11 protein-coding genes are annotated in these 19,727 nt (G+C 71.8%); 1 reads left to right on the top strand and 10 read right to left on the bottom strand.

Features of this window, described 5'->3' with window-relative positions; genetic code table 11:
* Positions 1–9: 9 nt before the first annotated feature.
* The gene (pdxH, locus tag ACTWPP_RS12475) at positions 10–597 is read right to left on the bottom strand and encodes a pyridoxamine 5'-phosphate oxidase (protein ID WP_443104362.1); all 588 of its coding nucleotides are present in this window, start codon (positions 595–597) and stop codon (positions 10–12) included.
* Between the two features lie 56 nt (positions 598–653).
* Between pdxH and ACTWPP_RS12470 the strand changes: the two genes are divergently transcribed.
* Positions 654–1,316, top strand: a complete 663-nt coding sequence (locus tag ACTWPP_RS12470; protein WP_443104361.1) for a methyltransferase — start codon at positions 654–656, stop codon at positions 1,314–1,316.
* A gap of 36 nt (positions 1,317–1,352) precedes the next feature.
* Here ACTWPP_RS12470 and ACTWPP_RS12465 read toward each other — a convergent pair whose 3' ends face one another.
* Genes ACTWPP_RS12465 through ACTWPP_RS12425 form a run of 9 tightly spaced genes read right to left on the bottom strand, consistent with a single transcriptional unit; the run spans position 1,353 to position 19,497 of the window.
* Positions 1,353–2,102 carry an ABC transporter permease gene (locus tag ACTWPP_RS12465; protein ID WP_443104360.1) on the bottom strand — a complete coding sequence of 250 codons (750 nt, stop codon included), beginning with the start codon at positions 2,100–2,102 and terminating at the stop codon, positions 1,353–1,355.
* Complete coding sequence (locus ACTWPP_RS12460) at positions 2,099–2,878, bottom strand: ABC transporter permease (protein ID WP_443104359.1); 780 nt, start codon at positions 2,876–2,878, stop codon at positions 2,099–2,101. Before ACTWPP_RS12460 ends, ACTWPP_RS12465 begins: the two co-directional genes overlap by 4 nt.
* Positions 2,878–3,822, bottom strand: coding sequence for an ATP-binding cassette domain-containing protein (locus ACTWPP_RS12455; protein WP_443104358.1), 945 nt, complete (start codon positions 3,820–3,822; stop codon positions 2,878–2,880). Before ACTWPP_RS12455 ends, ACTWPP_RS12460 begins: the two co-directional genes overlap by 1 nt.
* A gap of 46 nt (positions 3,823–3,868) precedes the next feature.
* Complete coding sequence (locus ACTWPP_RS12450) at positions 3,869–4,240, bottom strand: nuclear transport factor 2 family protein (RefSeq protein ID WP_443104357.1); 372 nt, start codon at positions 4,238–4,240, stop codon at positions 3,869–3,871.
* Positions 4,241–4,276: 36 nt separating this feature from the next.
* A complete protein-coding gene (locus tag ACTWPP_RS12445) occupies positions 4,277–5,056 on the bottom strand; it encodes a thioesterase II family protein (RefSeq protein ID WP_443104356.1) in 780 nt (259 codons plus the stop codon).
* The gene (locus ACTWPP_RS12440) at positions 5,053–6,198 is read right to left on the bottom strand and encodes a Gfo/Idh/MocA family oxidoreductase (RefSeq protein ID WP_443104355.1); all 1,146 of its coding nucleotides are present in this window, start codon (positions 6,196–6,198) and stop codon (positions 5,053–5,055) included. The genes ACTWPP_RS12445 and ACTWPP_RS12440 overlap by 4 nt, the downstream gene beginning before the upstream one ends.
* Complete coding sequence (locus ACTWPP_RS12435) at positions 6,195–7,229, bottom strand: saccharopine dehydrogenase NADP-binding domain-containing protein (RefSeq protein ID WP_443104354.1); 1,035 nt, start codon at positions 7,227–7,229, stop codon at positions 6,195–6,197. Before ACTWPP_RS12435 ends, ACTWPP_RS12440 begins: the two co-directional genes overlap by 4 nt.
* Positions 7,226–12,685 (bottom strand): amino acid adenylation domain-containing protein, encoded by a 5,460-nt coding sequence (locus tag ACTWPP_RS12430; protein WP_443104353.1) that lies wholly within the window; start codon positions 12,683–12,685, stop codon positions 7,226–7,228. The genes ACTWPP_RS12435 and ACTWPP_RS12430 overlap by 4 nt, the downstream gene beginning before the upstream one ends.
* The gene (locus ACTWPP_RS12425) at positions 12,682–19,497 is read right to left on the bottom strand and encodes an amino acid adenylation domain-containing protein (protein ID WP_443104352.1); all 6,816 of its coding nucleotides are present in this window, start codon (positions 19,495–19,497) and stop codon (positions 12,682–12,684) included. Before ACTWPP_RS12425 ends, ACTWPP_RS12430 begins: the two co-directional genes overlap by 4 nt.
* Positions 19,498–19,727 lie beyond the last annotated feature (230 nt).

Here is a 19,727-nt window from a genome sequence, read left to right as displayed (position 1 = left end):
GGGTCCCCCTCACGGCGCCACCCGCACCACGCGCCAGCCGTCCTCCCGGCGGCGGTAGCGCAACCGGTCCTGGATCTCGTCGGCCCTGCGCTGCCAGAACTCCATCTCCTCCGGCGTGAGCCGGTAGCCGCCCCAGTGGCCGGGGCGCGGGACCTCCTGGCCGGCGAAGCGGTCGCGCTCGGCATCGAAGCGCTCGCGCACGACCCGCCGGTCGCCGATCTCGGCGCACTGGTCGCTGCTCCAGGCCAGCAGTTGGATCGAGCGGGGCAGGGTGGCGAAGTGGGCGTCGGACTCCACCTCGTCCAGCCGGCTGACCGGGCCCTCGGCCCTGACCTGGCGCCCCTTGTCGAGCCAGCCGAAGCAGAGCGCGGCCACCGGGTTGACCGCGACGTCGGAGGCCTTGCGGCTCGCGTGGTTGGTGAAGTAGACGAAGCCGTGGTCGACGTAGGCCACGTCCACCCAGCGGGCCGAGGGACGGCCGTGGTGGTCGGCCGTGGCCAGAACGGCGGAGTCGGGCATCTGCGCATTCGCCGCCCGCCACTCGTCCTGCCAGCGCAGGAACTGCCGCAGCGGATCGGTCGGCAACTGAGTCGGCATTCTCCTTATCCCGTCATCCGGTGGTCTTCCTGACACTATTGCCTATAATCGGCGGCATGCAACAAGTCGCACGCACTCTCATCACCCGCCACCGAGAAATCATCGATCAACGCACTTTCCATCTGCTCGGCATGGAATGGGATCTCCTGCCCGGCGTCTACGCCCCCCATCTGTCGCAGTCGTCGGCGCTGTACGCCGAATGGCTGCCCTACCCCCTGCACGGTTCGTTCTGTGAGGTCGGCAGCGGCACCGGCTACATCTCCGTGCTGGCGGCGCTGCGCGGTTGCGCGCCGGTGACCGCGCTGGACGTCAGCGAGGCCGCCGCCGAGAACACACGGCTCAACGCCGAGCGGCACGGCGTCGGGTCGGCGGTCCGCGTGTCCTGCGGCGACATGTTCGAGCCGCTGACCAGCGAGGACAGGTTCGACGTCATCTACTGGAACTCCAACTTCGTCGAGGGCGAGCCCGCCGACGTCCTGGAGCGGGCCTTCTTCGACTCCGGCTACGCGGCGCACGCGGCCTTCTTCCGGGACGCCGCCGCGCACCTGGAGCCCGGCGGCAGGCTGCTGCTGGGCTTCACCGACCTGGGCGACGAGCAACGCGTGCACGCGCTGGCGGCCGGGCACGGCTGGCGTCCCGCACTGCTGCGCGCCGCGAAATGCGCCGCCGAAGAAGGGCACATCGAATACCGGCTCCTCGAATTCACGCGGAGCGGCTGACCATTCTCGCCGGGCCTTGCCGAAGGCCCGGCGTATTCACTTGTAGAGGCGGACGGCGAGCGGTACCAATATCACCGTGGCACCCACCGCCCAGGCGACGGTGAAAAGCACGGGCTGCAATATCGGGCCGCCACTGGAGAGCCCGACCAGCGCGTCGCTCGCCAGCGACAGCGGATTGACGCGCACCACGGGCCGCAGCCATTCGAAGAACTGGTCGACCGGTACGAAGCCCGACGAGAGGAACAGCAGCAGCGTGACCGGCGAGCTGAGCGTTCCGCTGACCGCCTGCTCGCTCTCGGCCGACAGGGCCACCACGACCGCCAGCCACAGGAAGATCCAGGCGAAGAGCACGACGACCGCGAAGAACGCGAGCACGGCCGGCGCCCCCTGCGTGAAGCGGAATCCGACCGTGTGCGCGACGGCCGTGGTGATCGCGGCCACCAGCAGCACCCGTACCAGGTCGCCGGTGATCCGGCCGGCCAGCACGGACAACCGGCTGATGTTCATGGCCCTGAACCGGTCGACGATGCCGCTGCGCAGGTCGGTGAAGAACCCCAGGCCGGTGCCGACGGCGCCGTAGGCGGCGCTGAACAGGACGATGGCCGGGGCGAGCCGGTCGATGTAGCGGCCGCCGGTGGCCTCGCCGACCAGTTCCCCGAAGACCAGCAGCATGAGGAAGAGCAGGATCAGCGGGAACATGACCGAGTCGGCGACCAGTTGCGTGCTCTTGGCGAAGCGCCGCAGGTTGCGGCCGGCCAGCAGACCCGTTTCGGTGATGACGGTCATGTCGCCCTCCTGAACGCCTGGACGGCCGCGGCCGAGAAGACCGCCAGCAGCCCCGCCAGCCACGCCACCGCCTTCAGCACCGGCGCCGCGGTCGGGCCGCCGTCCGCGAGCGCCCGCAGCGCGTCGAGGACGGCGGTCACCGGCTGGTTGCGCACGAACGGCTCGATCCAGGCGGGGAAGGCGTCGGCGGGCACGAAGGCCGAGGAGATCATCAGTAGCGGCAGATAGATGACGTGCAGCGTCGAAGAGACCGCCTCGGGGTCGCTAGAGACGAGCCCGAGCGCGCTGGTGCCGGCCGAGACCGTGAGCGCGAAGCCCACCGACAGCACGACGAAGCCCAGTGACGCCACCGGGCCGGCCTCGAACCGGAAGCCCGCCACGTGACCGGCGGCGATGATCACCACGATGGCCAGGAGCGCCCGCACGCTGTCGGCCGCCATCCGGCCCACCACCACGGCGCCGCGGTTGATGGCCAGCGACCGGTGGCGGGCCAGCATGCCGGTCCGGCGGTCGGAGGCGAAGAAGAACGCGGCGGTGATGGCCACGGAGAACATCCACTGCACCACGATCGCCGGGGGCAGGAACTGGGCGTAGTCGATGCCGTGCGTCCGCAGCAGGTTCTGGAAGAGGGCCAGGAACCCGAAGACGAAGATGATCGGGAACACCAGCATCGTGCTGACGGTGTCGGCCGTCGAGTTGAGCCGGAGGTTGCGCCCGGCCAGCAGCAGACCCTGCCCGAAGAGGTTGCCCAGGCCCGCCTCGGTTCCGGCCGTCATCAGCCGACCTCCTCGGGCTCCCGCTCGGTTTCCCTTCCGGTCAGCGCGAAGAAGACCTCGTCCAGCGTGGGGCGCCGCAGCCTCAGGTCGTCGGCCCTGATCCCGGCCTCGCGCAGCACGGCGACGACTTCCGTCAGCGTGTCGGAGTCGGCTCCGCGGACGGTGGCGACACCGCCGGACTCCACCACGTCGCCGAACCGCTCCCGCAGCACCCGCGACACCTGCTCGCGCGGCTCGGCGCGCACCTCGCAGACCTGCCCGCCGACCTGGTTCTTCAGCTCGCCCGGCGTGCCTTCCGCGATCACCCTGCCGTGGTCGATGACCACGATCCGGTCGGCCAGGCGATCCGCCTCCTCCAGGTACTGAGTGGTCAGCAGCAGCGTGACGCCCTCCGCGCGCAGCCCGGCGACCATGTCCCACATCTCCTGGCGGCCGGCCGGGTCGAGCCCGGTGGTCGGCTCGTCGAGGAAGATCACGGGCCGCTTGACCACCAGGCTGGCCGCCAGGTCCAGGCGCCGCCGCATGCCGCCGGAGTAGGACTTGACGGGCTGGTCGGCGGCATCGCTCAGCCGGAAGCCCGTCAGCAGCTCCTCGGCCCGTGCGGCGGCCGCCCGGCGGTCCAGCTTGAGCAGCCTGCCGAACAGGACGAGGTTCTGCCGCCCGGTCAGCACGTCGTCGACGGCGGCGAACTGGCCGGTCAGGGCGATGGAGGCGCGGACCCCGGCCGGGTCCTCTGCCACGTCGTGCCCCGCCACCGAGGCCCGGCCGCCGTCCAGCGGCAGAAGCGTGCTCAGGCAGTTGACCACCGTGGTCTTGCCGGCGCCGTTGGGACCGAGCAGCCCGACCACGGCACCCGGCCGCACCGTGAACGACACCTCCTCCAGGGCGGTCTTCTTACCGAAGACCTTATGGAGGCGTTCGACCTCGACTTCCCCTTCGCGCATGAGCGCTACCTCCTGATGTGGGTAGTCCTTGTGCCGCCTGTGCCCGTCAGCCGTCCTGTTTCACCGGCGTCTGCTGATGGAAGACGAGCTTCCAGTCGCCTTCGCCGCGCTCGTAGACGCTGGTCATGTAGAGCTGGAAGGAGAAGTCCGCCTCGCTGAGCCGGACGGTCGCCCTGTAGGTGATCAGCGCCGACTCGCCGCCCAGGGACAGCACCTTGACGTCTTCGAGCGTGTAGTCGTCGAACGGCGACTTGTTGGCGTCGATGTCGTCGGCCAGCTCGTGGCCGGTCTGCAGTCCGTCGGGCTCGACGCAGATCGTGCGGCCGGTGACGAGGCCGCGGTAGAAGGCGCCGTTGCCGACCGAGATGGCCGCCCAGCCCTTCTCCTCCAGCTCGTGCAGTTCGTTCTCGATGCTCATCGCGGGCTCCTTTCCGTGGGTGATCGCGATGGGGACTCAGGGGGTGGAGGGCCAGCGGCCGGGCATGCCGCAGAACTGCAGCACCTGCTCGACCAGTTCGTCCTCCTGCGGTATCAGGTAGAAGTGGTCGCCGGGGAAGACCCGCAGCCGGAACGCACCCGTGGTGTGGCGTTCCCAGCCGGCGGCCTCGTCGCGGTCCGCCTCGGGGTCCGCGTCGGAGACGCACGCACAGACCGGGGTGCGGATCGGCGTCATGTCCGGGGGGCGGTAGGTCTCGGTCAGCCGGTAGTCGGCGGCCAGCGTCGGCAGGATCAGCTCGCGCAGCGCGGGGTCGTCCAGGACCTCCTGGCTGGTGCCGCCCAGCCTGCGCAGGTCCTCCAGCAGCGCCTGCTCGCCTCCCAGGTGCACGTCGGTATGACGGAGCCGGTCGGGAGCCGGGCGGCCGGAGACGATCAGCCCGGCCGGCGGGCGCCCGAGCGCCCTCTCCAGGCGCCTGGCCGTCTCGTGCGCCACGGCGGCGCCCATGCTGTGGCCGAACAGGGCCAGCGGCACCTCGCCCATCGCCGCCAGGACGGCGGCGACCGGCTCGGCGAGTTCGTCCATCGTCTGTGCGTGCGGTTCGCGCAGCCGGTCCTGGCGGCCCGGGTACTGCACGCCGTACAACTCGACGCCGGCGGGCAGGCGCGCCCCCCATGTCTTGAAGAATCCGGCGGCGCCGCCCGCGTGCGGGAAGCACACCAGACGGAGCCTGGGCACGTCCTGGATGCGCAGGGGACGCAGCCACCGCTCGCGCTGCCGGACGGTCGTGATGGTCATGCCGGTGATTCCTCCAGCTCCGTTCTCGCGGTGGCGATCAGCTCGTCGGCGGGCATCGGGCGGTGCGGCGAGCCGGACAGGCGCTCGGGGTAGCCGAGTGCGGCGGCCATCGCCTGCCACACCGAGCTGACGGCCAGGGAGTACTGTCCCTCACGCAGTGGATCGACCCCGTCAGTCACGGCCCTCCATGCCTGCGTGATCGCGCGGTGGGCGCCCTCCGGCCACATGGACGCGAGGATCTCCCGGTATGCCGGGGCGTCGGCGGGGCCGATCGCGCAGGTGGCCGGCAGGTCGAGTCCGGGGTCGGCGGTGGCGTCGAGCCGGGTCGTCGTCCTCGCCTCGGCGGGCAGGTGCGGGCGGGGCGACCACAACACGGGACCGTGGGTCTCGGCCAGTGTGAGCGTGCCGCCCTCGGTGCCGATGGTGATGCGGTGCAGCAGGTGGGCGTGGTTGTCGGGGTCCGCGGGGTGCAGCTGGTTCTGCACGCGCAGCGTGAACGGGACGCCGGCCAGCGTGCCGTCGATCGTGCGGAAGGGGCCGCGGCCGGTGGGGACGGGCAGGTCGAAGGGACGAAGGCCGCCCAGCGCCCGGCCCAGGATGTCGAACAGGTGGTAGGAGACCTGCACGCCGCAGGCCGCCTCGACGTACACCGGCCGCAGAACGCGGGCGGCGGCGAGGAAGCGCCGCACCGGAGGCAGGTGCACGTAGTGGCTGTTCACGGAGTACATCACCCGGTTCCGGCGGGCGGCGCGCAATGAGGCGACCAGCTCGTCGCGGAGCAGCGGCCCCTCCTGCAGGACGTGCACGCCGCGGGCCATCAGCTCGGCCGCCACGGCGCTGCCGGGTCCCCCGTTGACCTCGCCGAGCAGCACGACGCAGGCGAGGTCGACGTCGCCGGGCACCTCCTCGACGCGGGTGTGGAGCGGCACGCCGGCCTCCTTCGCGCACGCCTGGGAGCGCTCACCGCCCTTGGCCAGGATGCCGGCGAGTTCGAAGGCCGAGTCCGGTGCGGCGAGAGCCGCCAGGTGCACACGGCCGAAACCGGTACCGCACACCAGCACACGTGGACGCCGGTTCCCCGGTGCACCGCGACCGGTCGCGACGGGCCCGTCCACACGCCCGCCATGCGCGCCGCCGCTCACAGAACCCCCTCCTCCACGGGCGCGCGTGACGGTTCCGCGACTTCCACGGCCGGGTCGTCGCGCAGATCCCGGAGCACGCCGGCCGGGGCCAGCACGTCGGACGCGTCGTGGGCGCCCGCGGGCACCCGGCCCGCGGCCACCGCCCGCGTGGCCGTGGCCGCGAGCACGGCCGTCAGCTCGTAGCTGTCGTCGGCGCGGACGAAAAGGACTCTGCCGTCCAGGTCGAAGACGAGCTGGAAGTACGGCCGGCGGCCGAGGGCGTCGAGGCGTGCCGCCAGCTCGAGGGCCTCGGCGGCCCGCCCGGGTTCCTCGCCCCGGGCTCCCGACAGCGCGCGAAGGGTTCGCTCACCGTCGAACACGCCCCACCATTCGATCTCCGCCAGTTCCAGCGCGCGGGCCAGCCGTTCGGTCTCCCGGCTCAGGTAGGGGTAGGCGCTGACACGGCCGGGAAAACGCGGCAGGGCGACGCGCTCGGCGGGATGCAGAGCGCCGCGGATCGGCTGGTGGCCGCGCCAGGCGGCCAGTGGAGTCGCGTGCTCGCCGTGCAGGGAGGCGATGTAGTCGAGCGAGGCGGCCCTGGTGAAGCGGTCCAGGCCGCCGACGTGGGCGACCAGCCTGGACGGCCGGTCGACGCCCCCGGCCAGTGCGCGCGGCAGCAGCGCGGACAGGCCGGGCATCATCCCCGCGGCCAGCACCGCCGCGCGCCCGCCGGCGAGTGCCGTCAGGCGGGAATGGTCGAGCTGGTCCCCGGCCACGTCCACGTAGTGGGCCCCGGCCTTCAGCGCGGCCCGTGCCACCGTGTCGCCGATGCGGGCCGAGGGGCCCGCGCAGTTCACCACCACGTCGCAGCCGGCGCAGAACTTCGCCGTCCCGGCGGCGTCGTCGATGTCCACCTCGACGGCCTCATCGCCGGGCCGGGCGAGCTTCCGTATCCGGGTCAGGTCCCTGCCGCCCAGGCGCAGCGGCTCCCGCAGGCGGCGCACGAGCGCGCGGCCCACCGTTCCGTAGCATCCGATCACGCCGACGGTCATGGCCGCTCCCACCCCTGGGTCAGCAAGGCGGCGACCTCGTCCACGTGAGGCGGCCGCAGGCAGCTGAAGTGGTCGCCGGGGACATCGGCCACTTTCAGCTCGCCCAGGCACAGCTCGCGCCAGAAGCCGGTCATGTCGTCGCGCAGCCACGGCAGGAACCGCGTGTCACCGAGCTGGCGCAGGAACGTGATGTCACCCGCGTACGGTTCCGGCACGTGGGAGCCGACCGCGAGCAGGCTGTGCCGCACCACCTGGTAGAAGGTGGCGACGTGCCGTTCGACGTCGGCGTCCGAGCCGGCATGGCGGCCGGCGGCGCGGCCGATGGCGGCCAGCCGCTCGTCCCGCGGGCGACCCGCCTGGGCGCGGAAGATCTCCGCGGCGGGCGCCAGCTCGCCGGTGAGCGCGGTGACGCGCCCGGCCGGCACCCGGTCCGTGTCCTCGCGGAGCAGCAGCTCGAAGACCTCGGACATGACCCTCTCGTCACCGGGATAGCCCGCTTCGGCCGGGTCGGCGCCCATGACCTTGGCGAAGACGTACTCCACGACCAGGTCGTCCTCGATGATCCGGGGCAGCGTGTAGCTGCTGATCACGGTGAGGCTCGCGACGTCGGCGCCCGCCTCGGTGAGCTGCCTGGCGATCTCGGTGGCCAGCAGGCCGCCCATGCAGTAGCCGACCACGTGGAAGGCGCCGGCGCCGGTGTCGAGCAGCGCGCGGCTGTACAGGGCGGCCCGGCGTTCGATCAGGCCGCGCGGATCCTCGGCCAGGTAGGACTCCACGTCGGTGACCGCGAGCCCGGCAAGCGGGCTGCCCTTGCCCGCCAGCAGCCGCGAGAGCGCACGGTAGGGAGCCAGCGTGCCGCTGCCCTCGTGGACGAGCACGCGCAGCGGCCCGTCGCCCTCGGACTCGCCGCCGAGCGGGACGAGCGGTGAGCTGTCGGCGCGGCCGCCGTCCTCGTCGGCGGCGCCGCCCCTGCGCAGCTCCTCGGCGAGCGCGGCCACCGTCGGCCGGTGCAGGATCTGGCGGACCAGGTCGTCCCAGTGCACCTCCGCCGCGGCCGGCACCCGCTCACGCAGCGTGGCGGCCAGCTTGGCGACCACGAGGGAGTCGCCGCCGAGGTCGAAGAAGTCGTCGTCGCGGTTGAGGCCGGCCACGTTGAGCACCTCGGCCCAGGTCGCGGCCAGCTCCCGTTCGAGGTCGTCGCGGGGCGGCCCGCCCGCCGAGGCGCGGCTCGCGGCGGCGCGCGGCAGCCAGGAGCGCAGCGTGCCCGTGTCCACCTTGCCGTTGCGGGTCAGCGGCAGCGCGTCGACGATCTGGAGATGCGCCGGGATCATGTACTCGGGCAGCCGCCCGGCCAGATGCCCGGCCAGCGCGGCGACGTCCAGCGGCCGCCGGTCCGCCTTGAAGCGGGCGGCGAAGACGTGCTGCCCGAGCGGGCCGGTCACGTCGCCCGTGCCGGGTAGGCAGACGGTCGCGTCGGCACCCGCCCCGCACAGCAGTTCCAGCCACTGCTCGCGGCCGAGGAAGGTCTGGTCGAGGCCCTTGCGCGAGTCCTCGTAGTCCCATTTGCGCGGGTCCTTCTCCGGCATCATGAACTCCATCGAGGTCATGATCTGGTAGCTGTCCCTGGTGGTCTCGACGAAGACCAGCCAGCCGCCCGGCCGCAGCATCTGCACCAGCCTGTCGAGCACCCGGCCCGCATGGCGGGCGTTGTGCAGGACGTTGACACAGAGGACGACTTCGAAGTCGTTGGGCTTGTACCCCTGCTCGCGGAAGTCCTCGTTGATGTCGAACAGCCCGTAGCGCACCCAGGGCCGGTCGCCGAAGCGCTTGCGGGCCTCGTTGAGGAAGAAGGGCGAGACGTCGGTGAACAGATAGTCGACGTCGTACTCCGCCAGCGCCGGGATCATCTGGGCGCTGATGCCGCCGACGCCCGCGCCGACCTCCAGCACCCGCAGGCCGCCGTCGTGCCGCCCGGCGATGCGGTGCATCATCTCGACGGCGGCGTGGTTGACATAGCGGCTGATGATGTTCTCCCGGTAGGCGGCCTCGGAGATCTCCAGGCGCCCCTCCGGGAAGAGCAGTGGCAGCGGGTCCATCTCGTCGCGGACCAGCTCCGGCAGGTGGTCGGTGCTGGTCTTGAAGTAGGAGATCAGGGCGGCGGGGTAGCTGTCCTCGCGCTGCAGCTCGGCGACCGCCCGCCAGGCGGCGTCGAGGTCGTGCTCGCCGACGGTGCGCACGGCGCGGCGGACCTCCCCGTCCCGCTCCAGGAACCCTTCGTTCTCGAGCACGCGCAACCAGCGGCGCACGAGCCGATGGTGCCGGGGGGCCGCCCCGATGACCTCGATGACCTCCTCGGTGGCGGCGGTAGCGCCGGGTTCCCCGAACAGGCCGTGACGGGCGAGGGCGCGCATGATGCCGATGACCGCCGCCCTGTCCAGACGGGCCATGAACTCCATGAGTTCTTCGCGATCGATGTGCGCGGTCTGCAGGTCTCCGGCGCCGGATCCCGCCGTGCCCAGCTCCTCCGTCAGAGCCGCCGCCGGTGTCTCCCGCGAGGCGGTGCGCGCCGGCTCGGCGAAGGCGGCCAGGCGGCGCTCCATCCCGTCGCCGTCGACCAGCACGTGGGCGGCGGCGACCGCGGGATGCTCCTGGACTGCGGCCTCGACCTCCGCGAGCTCTATGCGGTGCCCCCGGATCTTGACCTGCCGGTCCTCGCGGCCGAGGAACTCGATCAACCCGTCCTCGCGGTAGCGTCCCAGATCTCCGGTGCGATAGAGGCGCTCGCCGGTCTCCGGATGCCGGACGAACCGCCGGTCCGTCTTCTCCGCGTCACCCAGGTAGCCCAGCGCCACCCCGGCGCCGCCGATGTAGAGTTCGCCCGCCACCCAGTCCGGACACGGCCGCATCGCCTCGTCCAGGACGTGGAAGGTCTGGTTGGCCAGTGGCCTGCCGTACGGGACGCTCGTCCAGTCCGGCGAGAGGTCCCCGATCGGGTGGTGGATCGACCAGATCGACGCCTCCGTCGCTCCGCCGAGGCTGACCAGTTCGAGTCCGGGCAGGCGGGCGCGGACGGCCGGGGGCAGCGTGATCGGAATCCAGTCGCCGCTGAGCAGGGCCAGCCTGAGCGTGGGCAGGCCGGTCCCGGGGTTGGCGGCCAGGTAGTGCTCCAGCATCTGGAGCTGCGCGGGGACGGAGTTCCACAGCGTGACCCCGTGCTCGGCGATCAGCCGGGCCCAGCGGGCGGGGTCGCCGCGCCCCTCCGGGCCGGGCAGCACCAGCGCGCCGCCCACGGCGAGGGGACCGAAGACGTCGTAGACCGACAGGTCGAAGCCGAGGCTCGCCAGCCCGAGCACGCGGTCGTCCGCGGTGACCGAGAAGCGGCGATTGATGTCGGCCACCGTGTTGAGCGCCGCCTCGTGGGAGATCATCACGCCCTTGGGCTCGCCGGTGGAGCCGGACGTATAGATGACGTAGGCCAGGTCGCCGGGGCGGGCGCGGCCGGAGGGCGCCGGGGCGGTGGAGGGCGGCAGCGTGTCGACGTCCACGCAGCGCACCCCCGGCGGGCGCTCCGTGATCCAGGACTGGGTCAGCACGGTGGTCACCCCGGCGTCGGCGAGGATGCGCTCGCGCCGGGCGGGCGGCTGCCCGACGTCCACCGGCAGATAGGCGGCACCGGCCAGCAGGGTGCCGAGGACGGCGACGACCTGCTCCCAGCCCTTCTGCATGAGGACCGCGACGGGCGCGTCTCCCGCTCCCGCCGCCAGGCCGTCGGCCACGGCCGCGGCCCGCGCGAGCAGCTCACCGTAGGTCAGCGTGCGCTCCTCGGTGATGACGGCGGGCGCGTCCGGTGTGGCCGCCGCCTGTGCCGCGACGGGCTCGTGGAGCAGACCGGCGGGACGGGGCGCCGTGGTCGCGTTGGCACGGTCGCGCCGCCCGGCCTGCGCGGCGGGCAGTCCGACCGGTGAGGCCGACGTCCACGCGGAGTCGGAGGCGGCCAGGTCGAGCAGCAGCGTGCGCAGTGCTCCGAACAGGTCGTCGATCAGCCCGTCGGGGAAGACGCCGTCGCGTACGTCGGCCCTGACCTCCAGGACGCCGCCCTCGACCAGGGCCTGGCAGTCGATCCACACCTGGGGGGTCTGGCTCCTGCCGTACACCACCTCGGCCAGGCCGCGCATGCCCTCGTTCTCGTCGCTGAGGCCGACGGTGCTGGTGAAGACGACCGGTACGAGGGCGGCCTGCCTGCCCTGGCGGCGGGCGATCTCGCGCATCAACTCCACGCCGGAGTAGAGCCGGTGGTCGAAGTCGTCCCACAGCCGCCGCTGGAGAGCGTCGGCGCGGGCGGCGAAGCCGTCGCCGGCCGCGCCGTCCACCTCCAGCAGGCTGACGGTGGTGAAGTCGCCGACGAGGGAGCCGACCTGCGGGTGGAGAGGGTGCCGGTTGAGGAGCGTGAGGTTGAGGCAGAAGGCCGGCTGGCGGCTCCAGCGGCCGACGACCTCGGCGAAGGCGGCGAGCACGGCGGTGGAGGGGGTGACCCCGTGCGCCGCCGCCCGTTCGCGCAGCCCCCGCCACTGCGCGGGGGTGAAGCGGACCTCGTGGCGGGTGAAGGAGCCGGCCGCCTGGACCTCGCGGTCCTCGCGCAGCGGCAGTTCGGGAGCGCCGGGCAGATCGTCCAGCCGGTCCTCCCAGTAGCGCCGGTCGCGCTCGTAGTCGGCACCGTCGCGCAGGCCGCGGGCGGCGGCCACGTAGTCACGGAAGGTGATCTCCATCGGCGGGAGGTCGGCGCCCGGGTCGAGATAGAGGCGCTTCAGTTCGGTGAGCAGGAGCTGGATGCTCAGGTAGTCGGCGATGAGGAAGTCGATGGAGACGTGCAGCAGGTCGCGATCGTCGGTCCGCGTGATCCGCAGCTCGAACAGCGGCCATGACGCCGGGTCGTGGACGCGGGCGTCCATGGCGGCCCTGGTGGCCGCCACATGCGCCTCGACCTCGTCGGCGGAGCGGCCGCCGAGGTCGGCGGCCTCGATGTGGTACCGGGGCGCCACCGGGGCGGTGACCTGGTAGCCCTCCACGTGGAAGGTGCAGCGCAGCATGTCATGGCGCTCGATGAGCCGGTTCCAGGCGTCCTCCATCCGCTGCGGGTCCAGGTCCGCGAAGGCCAGTTCCGCGTAGACCTGGCAGGCGGTTCCGCCGTAGTCGAAGGCGTCGCCCCTGCCGAGCAGGTAGGCGGCCTGCACGTCGGTGAGGGGGAACGGCTCGTGGCGGTTGCCGGGGTCGGGCGTCAGCTCCGGCGCGGCCGGGCGGCTCAGATACTCCAGCAGCTCGTCCTTGCGGGCGGCCAGCAGCGCGCGCCTCTCGTCGGTGAGGACGCCCTGGGGGGCGCGGAACCGCAGCCGGCCCGCCTCTTCCCACAGGTGCACGCCCTCGCGGGCCAGTTCGGCGATGAGCTGACCAGCCGTCATATCGTGCCCTCCTCGAAGGCTCCGTCGTCGCGATGCTGTTCGATCAGGGCCGCGTGCTCGGCGATGGTCGGCCCGGCGAACAGCGTCCGCAGGGGGAGCTCGACGCCGAACTCGATCCTGATCTCCTCGGCCAGGCGGGTGGCCAGGACGCTGTCGCCGCCGAGAATCACGAAGTTCTGATGCCTGCCCACCTCGGGGACGTCGAGCAACGCCTGCCAGACCCGGGCGAGGGCCTCCTCGACGGGGCCGGCGGGCGGGACGTCCTGGACCTGGCCGCTGCCGTGGTCCTCGGCCAGACGGGTGAGCGCGCTCCGGTCGATTTTGCCGTTGGTGGTGAGGGGGAGGTCGGGGACCTGGACGGTCTGTTCGGGGATCATGTAGGGCGGGAGCTGCCCGGCCAGGTGGTCGTGCAGGTCGCCGGGGTCCAGATCGCCTGCCGGGACGACCAGTGCGGCCAGCCTGCGGGCCGCGCCGCCGACCGTGGTGGCCACCGCCCGCTCCACCTTCGGGTGCGCCAGCAGCGCCGCCTCGATCTCCCCCAGCTCGATGCGGTGACCGCGGACCTTGACCTGATGATCCACCCGGCCCAGGAACTCCAGCGTCCCGTCCGGCCAATAGCGGCCCATGTCACCGGTGCGATACCAGCGCACCCCGTCACGCTCGACGAACTTGGCGCTGGTGGTGTCCGGATCGCCCCGGTAACCCTCGGCCACCCCCGCGCCGCCGATCCACAACTCCCCCGGCCCCCAGTCCGGGCAGTCCCGCCCCAACTGGTCCACCACCCGGAAACACTGATTGGCCAACGGCCGCCCATAAGGCACCGACACCCACTCCGGCGGCACCTCGGCCGGAACCGGGCAGTAGTTGGACCAGATCGCCGCCTCCGTCGCACCACCCAACGCCACCAGCCGGCACTCGGGCGCCGCCCGCGCCAGCCGCGCCGAAACATCCAGCGCCACCCAATCACCCGACACCATCGCCAGCCGCAACGACTCCAACTGCCCCCGCTCGGCCACCAGCAACATGTCCAGCAACGCCGGAACCGTGTTCCACACCGTCACCCGATGCTCGGCCACCAGCCCCGCCCACCGGGACGCATCACGCCGCTCGTCCTCGGCCACCATCACCAGCGACCCACCCGCCGACAACAACCCGAACACATCCCACACCGACAGATCGAAATCCAACGCCGACACCGCCAGCACCCGATCCCGTTCCCCGACACCGAAACGGGCATTGACATCCAGCACCGTGTTCAACGCCGCCCGATGACAGACCTCCACCCCCTTCGGCTCACCCGTCGACCCCGACGTGAAGATCACATACGCGCTCGCCCCCGGATCCACCTCCACCGGACCCTCCAGCGGCTCCCCCTGCACCAACTCGGTCACCAGCACCCGCGCACCACTACGCCGCATGATCGACTCACGCCGCGCCTGCGGCTGATCCACACCGATCGGCACATACAACGCCCCCGCCGCCAGCACACCCAGCACCACCGCGACCTGATCGGGCCCCTTGGGCAGCGACACCGCCACCGCCTCACCCCGCCGCACCCCCCGCTCACGCAGGAAACCCGCCACCCGCAACGCCCGCCCGGCCAGCTCCCCGTAAGACACCCCCGGACACACCGCCACCCGAGCAGGATCACAACGCGCCCACTCAAAGAAACGACCGTGCAGCGTCCCCTCCGGAACCGGCGCCGCGGTGTCGTTCACCGCCGCCCGCACCGCCAACTGCGACGCCGGCACCAACGACGGCGCCACCCCATCCCACTCACCCTCCAGCAACCACTCCAGCAAACGCCCATACCCATCGGCCATACCATCCAGCACACCCGCCGGGAACAACTCCTCCACCGCATCCCAATTGACCAGCAGACCACCATCCACCTCGACCACCTGATGATCAATCCACACCTGCGGCGTCTGCGAGACGCCCCAGACCGGATCGTCGAAGAGCGTGTCGGCGAGCGCGCCGTCGTCACCCGTCACGCCGAGCGTGCTGGTGAAGACGACGGGCATGGTGACGTCGGCCGAGCCGGTGCTCTTGGCGAGCTCGCGCATCACCCAAAGCGCGGACACCTCGCTGTGCTCGAGGTCGTGCGCCACCCGGCGCTGCAGGCGGCGGGCGCTGTCCAGCCAGGTTTCGCCCGGCTCGTATGCGACCAGCAGCAGCGAGGTGAAGTCGCCCAGGACGGCGTCGATGTCCGGGTGCACCGGGCGCCGGTCGAAGAGCGTGAGGTTGATCGTCATGTCGCGGCGGGCGCTCCACGCGCCGAGCGCCTCGGCGAACGCCGTGGCGAGAACCGTCGAGAGGGTGAGGCCGTACCGGCGGGCCGTGTCCTTGACGGCCCGCCACTGCTCGGCGGGGACGCGGATCTGGCGGCGGGTGAAGCGCGGGCGGCCCAGGCGGGCCGGGTCCGCGGCCAGCGGGAGTTGCGGCGCGGGCGGCAGCTCGGCGACCCTGGCGGACCAGTACTCCTCAGCGCGCCGTCGTGCCTGGACCTCGGGCTCGACCGTGAGCACGTAGTCCCGGAAGGACAGCCCGATGTCCGGCAACTCGGCCTCTGGGTCGCGGTAGAGGACGTCCAGCTCGCCCAGCAGGGTCATGATGCTGAGCGCATCCAGGGCGATGTTGTCGAAGCTGACGCCGAGGCGTGTGCGGCCCTCGCCGTACCGGACGGCTCGCACGTCGAACAACGGCCACCGGGTGGCGTCGATGAGCTGGTGCGACATGGACTCGCGCAGCTCGGCGAGGGCCCGGTCGCCGTCGCCCTCGCCGGCCTCGGTCACGGGAATGGTCAGGGGCGGCACCGCCGGCAGGATGTGCTGGGTGCCGTCCGGCAGGAACACCGCGCGCAGCATCTCGTGCCGTTCGATGAGCCGGTTCCATGCGGCGTTGAGGCGGGGCAGGTCGAGCCCGTCGAAGTCGTACTCGTTGTAGAAGTGGCAGCCGACGCCGCCGAGCGTGAAGTCGTCGGTGCGGCCGAACCAGTAGGCGCGCTGCACGTCGGTGGGCGGGAACGGCTCGTGCCGTCGTTCCGGGTCGGCTCGCAAGGCGGACTGCTCGGGAGACTCGTCCTGCTCCCCCAGCCGCACGGTCCGGGAGAAGTCGGCGAGTTCGGGGTGATCGAAGAGATTGGTCAGCTCGGCACCCGCGACGCCGGCCGCTTGGAGGCCGGTGACGAGGCGTGTGGCCAGGAGGCTGTCGCCGCCGAGGGCGAAGAAGTTCTGATCGCGGCCGACCGCGTCCAGTTTCAGCAGCTCGGCCCAGATCGCGGCCACGATGCTCTCCACACCGGGGCGGGGCGGATCGAAGTGCTCCGCACGCTCGGCGAGCTGCTCGGTCAGGGTGTTCTGGACGGCGGTGCGGTCGATTTTGCCGTTGGTGGTGAGGGGGAGGTCGGGGACCTGGACGGTCTGTTCGGGGATCATGTAGGGCGGGAGCTGCCCGGCCAGGTGGTCGTGCAGGTCGCCGGGGTCCAGATCGCCTGCCGGGACGACCAGTGCGGCCAGCCTGCGGGCCGCGCCGCCGACCGTGGTGGCCACCGCCCGCTCCACCTTCGGGTGCGCCAGCAGCGCCGCCTCGATCTCCCCCAGCTCGATGCGGTGACCGCGGACCTTGACCTGATGATCCACCCGGCCCAGGAACTCCAGCGTCCCGTCCGGCCAATAGCGGCCCATGTCACCGGTGCGATACCAGCGCACCCCGTCACGCTCGACGAACTTGGCGCTGGTGGTGTCCGGATCGCCCCGGTAACCCTCGGCCACCCCCGCGCCGCCGATCCACAACTCCCCCGGCCCCCAGTCCGGGCAGTCCCGCCCCAACTGGTCCACCACCCGGAAACACTGATTGGCCAACGGCCGCCCATAAGGCACCGACACCCACTCCGGCGGCACCTCGGCCGGAACCGGGCAGTAGTTGGACCAGATCGCCGCCTCCGTCGCACCACCCAACGCCACCAGCCGGCACTCGGGCGCCGCCCGCGCCAGCCGCGCCGAAACATCCAGCGCCACCCAATCACCCGACACCATCGCCAGCCGCAACGACTCCAACTGCCCCCGCTCGGCCACCAGCAACATGTCCAGCAACGCCGGAACCGTGTTCCACACCGTCACCCGATGCTCGGCCACCAGCCCCGCCCACCGGGACGCATCACGCCGCTCGTCCTCGGCCACCATCACCAGCGACCCACCCGCCGACAACAACCCGAACACATCCCACACCGACAGATCGAAATCCAACGCCGACACCGCCAGCACCCGATCCCGTTCCCCGACACCGAAACGGGCATTGACATCCAGCACCGTGTTCAACGCCGCCCGATGACAGACCTCCACCCCCTTCGGCTCACCCGTCGACCCCGACGTGAAGATCACATACGCGCTCGCCCCCGGATCCACCTCCACCGGACCCTCCAGCGGCTCCCCCTGCACCAACTCGGTCACCAGCACCCGCGCACCACTACGCCGCATGATCGACTCACGCCGCGCCTGCGGCTGATCCACACCGATCGGCACATACAACGCCCCCGCCGCCAGCACACCCAGCACCACCGCGACCTGATCGGGCCCCTTGGGCAGCGACACCGCCACCGCCTCACCCCGCCGCACCCCCCGCTCACGCAGGAAACCCGCCACCCGCAACGCCCGCCCGGCCAGCTCCCCGTAAGACACCCCCGGACACACCGCCACCCGAGCAGGATCACAACGCGCCCACTCAAAGAAACGACCGTGCAGCGTCCCCTCCGGAACCGGCGCCGCGGTGTCGTTCACCGCCGCCCGCACCGCCAACTGCGACGCCGGCACCAACGACGGCGCCACCCCATCCCACTCACCCTCCAGCAACCACTCCAGCAAACGCCCATACCCATCGGCCATACCATCCAGCACACCCGCCGGGAACAACTCCTCCACCGCATCCCAATTGACCAGCAGACCACCATCCACCTCGACCACCTGATGATCAATCCACACCTGCGGCGTCTGGGACAGCATCGAGCCCAGGCGGCCCAGGCTCCGCTGGACGTCCGCGCCCACGAGGTCGCCCATTCCGAGTGCGCTGGTGAACACCACCGGCGCGGTCACCCGGTCGTGCCGGCCGCCCCGGTTGAGGTCGCGCAGGACCTCGACGCCGGAGTAGGCCGAGTGCGCCGCGTCGCGCTGGAAGCGGGCCTGTAGCGTCGCCACCCGTTCGGCGAACGTCTGCGGCCGCGACAGGTCCACCTCCAGCAGGATGAGGTTGGAGAAGTCGGCGACCATGCGCTCCACGTCCGGGTGGACCGCCTGCCGGTCGAAGAGCGGAACGTTGAGCAGGAAGTGCGGCGCGCCGCTCCACGCGCCGACGACCTCGGCCAGCGCGGCGGCCATGACCATCGGCAGCGTCACGCCGTGCGCGCGAGCGTGTTCGGTCAGCCGTTCCCTCTCCGCGGTGGTGAGCCGGCGGTCTCGGCGCACCACCCGGACCTGCTTCACCTTCTCCGGGCTGACGGCCAGCGGCAGGGGCGGGCCGGGCGGCAACTCGGGCAGGCGGGCGGCCCAGTAGCGGCGGTCCGCCTCGTGGTCCTCGGCCCGCAGCCGTTCCCGCTGGGCGAGGTATTCGGGGAAGGAGCAGGTCAGCGGCGGCAGGTCCGCGTCCTCGCCGCGGTAGAGCGCGGCGAGGTCTTCCAGGACGATCTGGATGCTGCGCACGTCGGCGACGAGCAGGTCGATGTTGATGTGCAGGCGGTGGGCGCCGTCCGGCAGCAGGGAGAGCGTCAGGTCGAGCACCTCGCCGCGTTCGGCTTCCAGGCGCCGGTGCGACAGCCGTTCGCGCAATGTGAGCAGGGCCTCTTCGGCGTCATCCGCCGCGCGCAGGTCGTGGACGGTCAGGCCCGGCCATGGGCTCTGCGGCAGGATCTGCTGGGTGCCGTCGTCGAGGAAGCGGGCTCGGAGCAGGTCGTGCCGCTCGAACAGGGCGCGGGTGGCGCGCTCCAGGGCGTCGCGGTCGATGGCCCGGCCGTCGAACTCCATGTAGAAGTGGCAGCCGACGCCGCCGAGCACCTGACGGTCGCGGCGGCCGAACCAGTAGGCGTGCTGGAGCGGGGTGAGACCGAAGGGGGCGTCGCGGTCGACCGGTCCGGCCGCGGGTCGCGACGGGGCGGCGGCGCCGTCCGACTGGAGCAGGGCATGCCATGAGGCGACCGTCGGGGACTCCACGAGGTCGGCGAACCCGACGTTCACCCCCTGGCGCTGCCAGTCGTTCGCGAGCTGCATGATGCGGATCGAGTCGAGGCCCTGGGCGATGAGGTCCTCGCCGTGCCCGAGATCCTCCGGGCGGACGCCGAGCAGCTCGGCCGCGGCGCGGGCGATCTCGTCCGCCGTGGGAGGACGCGGCGAGGTGGCGGCGGGACGGGCCGGCGCACTTGCCGTGGCCCGGGAGCGGAGGTCCGGTGCGGCGTCCAGTGTGACGGGCGGGGTGGCCAGAGTGTCGGCGGCGCGGACCGGCAGCAGTTCACGCCGGTAACGGGTCACGAGTTGCGCCCGGTCGCCGACCAGCGATCCCGGGTCGACGGTCGCCACCGTCTCCACCACCACGCCGCAGGCGTCGATGACGGCGCTCCGCACCTCGCGGGCCGAAGGACCGGCTCCCGGCGCGGACTCCACCACTATGGTCGGGCCTCCACCTTGCACGGTCTGAAAGGCACGGCAGGGCGACCCGGTCAGTTCGCTCACGGCCGCTTCAAGATCATCTACTGAAAGCAGCCGGCCTTGCACGGACATGCAGTGCGAACGCATAGCCGTTTCCGTCATGGCACATAACACTGACATATCCCAAAGCGCCTGACGAATCTCCAATTTTATTGCGGGCGCCCCGAGTAGCCATTCGATCATTAGGCTTGCCTAACCTAACTGCCCAACCGGGAGAGGTTGATCAGCGGGAACGTGCCAAGGGTGCCCGGTCGACGGGGCGTGCCGGGTCGGGGCCCGCTCTTTCGAGGTGCCCATCCGGGCACTTGCCTCCTCCCCGGCCCGTCCATAGCTTCCGTCGATGACGTCCG

The sequence above is a fragment of the Actinomadura sp. 3N407 genome (assembly GCF_052245875.1).
Taxonomy (GTDB): domain Bacteria; phylum Actinomycetota; class Actinomycetes; order Streptosporangiales; family Streptosporangiaceae; genus Spirillospora.
Note: the sequence above shows the minus strand (reverse complement) of the source record. Positions and strands in the feature narration are given on the sequence as shown.

Coding starts and splice junctions, on each gene's coding strand:
- pdxH (WP_443104362.1), bottom strand. CDS start 597: ATGCCGACTCAGTTGCCGACCGATCCGCTGCGGCAGTTCCTGCGCTGG.
- ACTWPP_RS12470 (WP_443104361.1), top strand. CDS start 654: ATGCAACAAGTCGCACGCACTCTCATCACCCGCCACCGAGAAATCATC.
- ACTWPP_RS12465 (WP_443104360.1), bottom strand. CDS start 2,102: ATGACCGTCATCACCGAAACGGGTCTGCTGGCCGGCCGCAACCTGCGG.
- ACTWPP_RS12460 (WP_443104359.1), bottom strand. CDS start 2,878: ATGACGGCCGGAACCGAGGCGGGCCTGGGCAACCTCTTCGGGCAGGGT.
- ACTWPP_RS12455 (WP_443104358.1), bottom strand. CDS start 3,822: ATGCGCGAAGGGGAAGTCGAGGTCGAACGCCTCCATAAGGTCTTCGGT.
- ACTWPP_RS12450 (WP_443104357.1), bottom strand. CDS start 4,240: ATGAGCATCGAGAACGAACTGCACGAGCTGGAGGAGAAGGGCTGGGCG.
- ACTWPP_RS12445 (WP_443104356.1), bottom strand. CDS start 5,056: ATGACCATCACGACCGTCCGGCAGCGCGAGCGGTGGCTGCGTCCCCTG.
- ACTWPP_RS12435 (WP_443104354.1), bottom strand. CDS start 7,229: ATGACCGTCGGCGTGATCGGATGCTACGGAACGGTGGGCCGCGCGCTC.
- ACTWPP_RS12430 (WP_443104353.1), bottom strand. CDS start 12,685: ATGACGGCTGGTCAGCTCATCGCCGAACTGGCCCGCGAGGGCGTGCAC.
- ACTWPP_RS12425 (WP_443104352.1), bottom strand. CDS start 19,497: ATGTCAGTGTTATGTGCCATGACGGAAACGGCTATGCGTTCGCACTGC.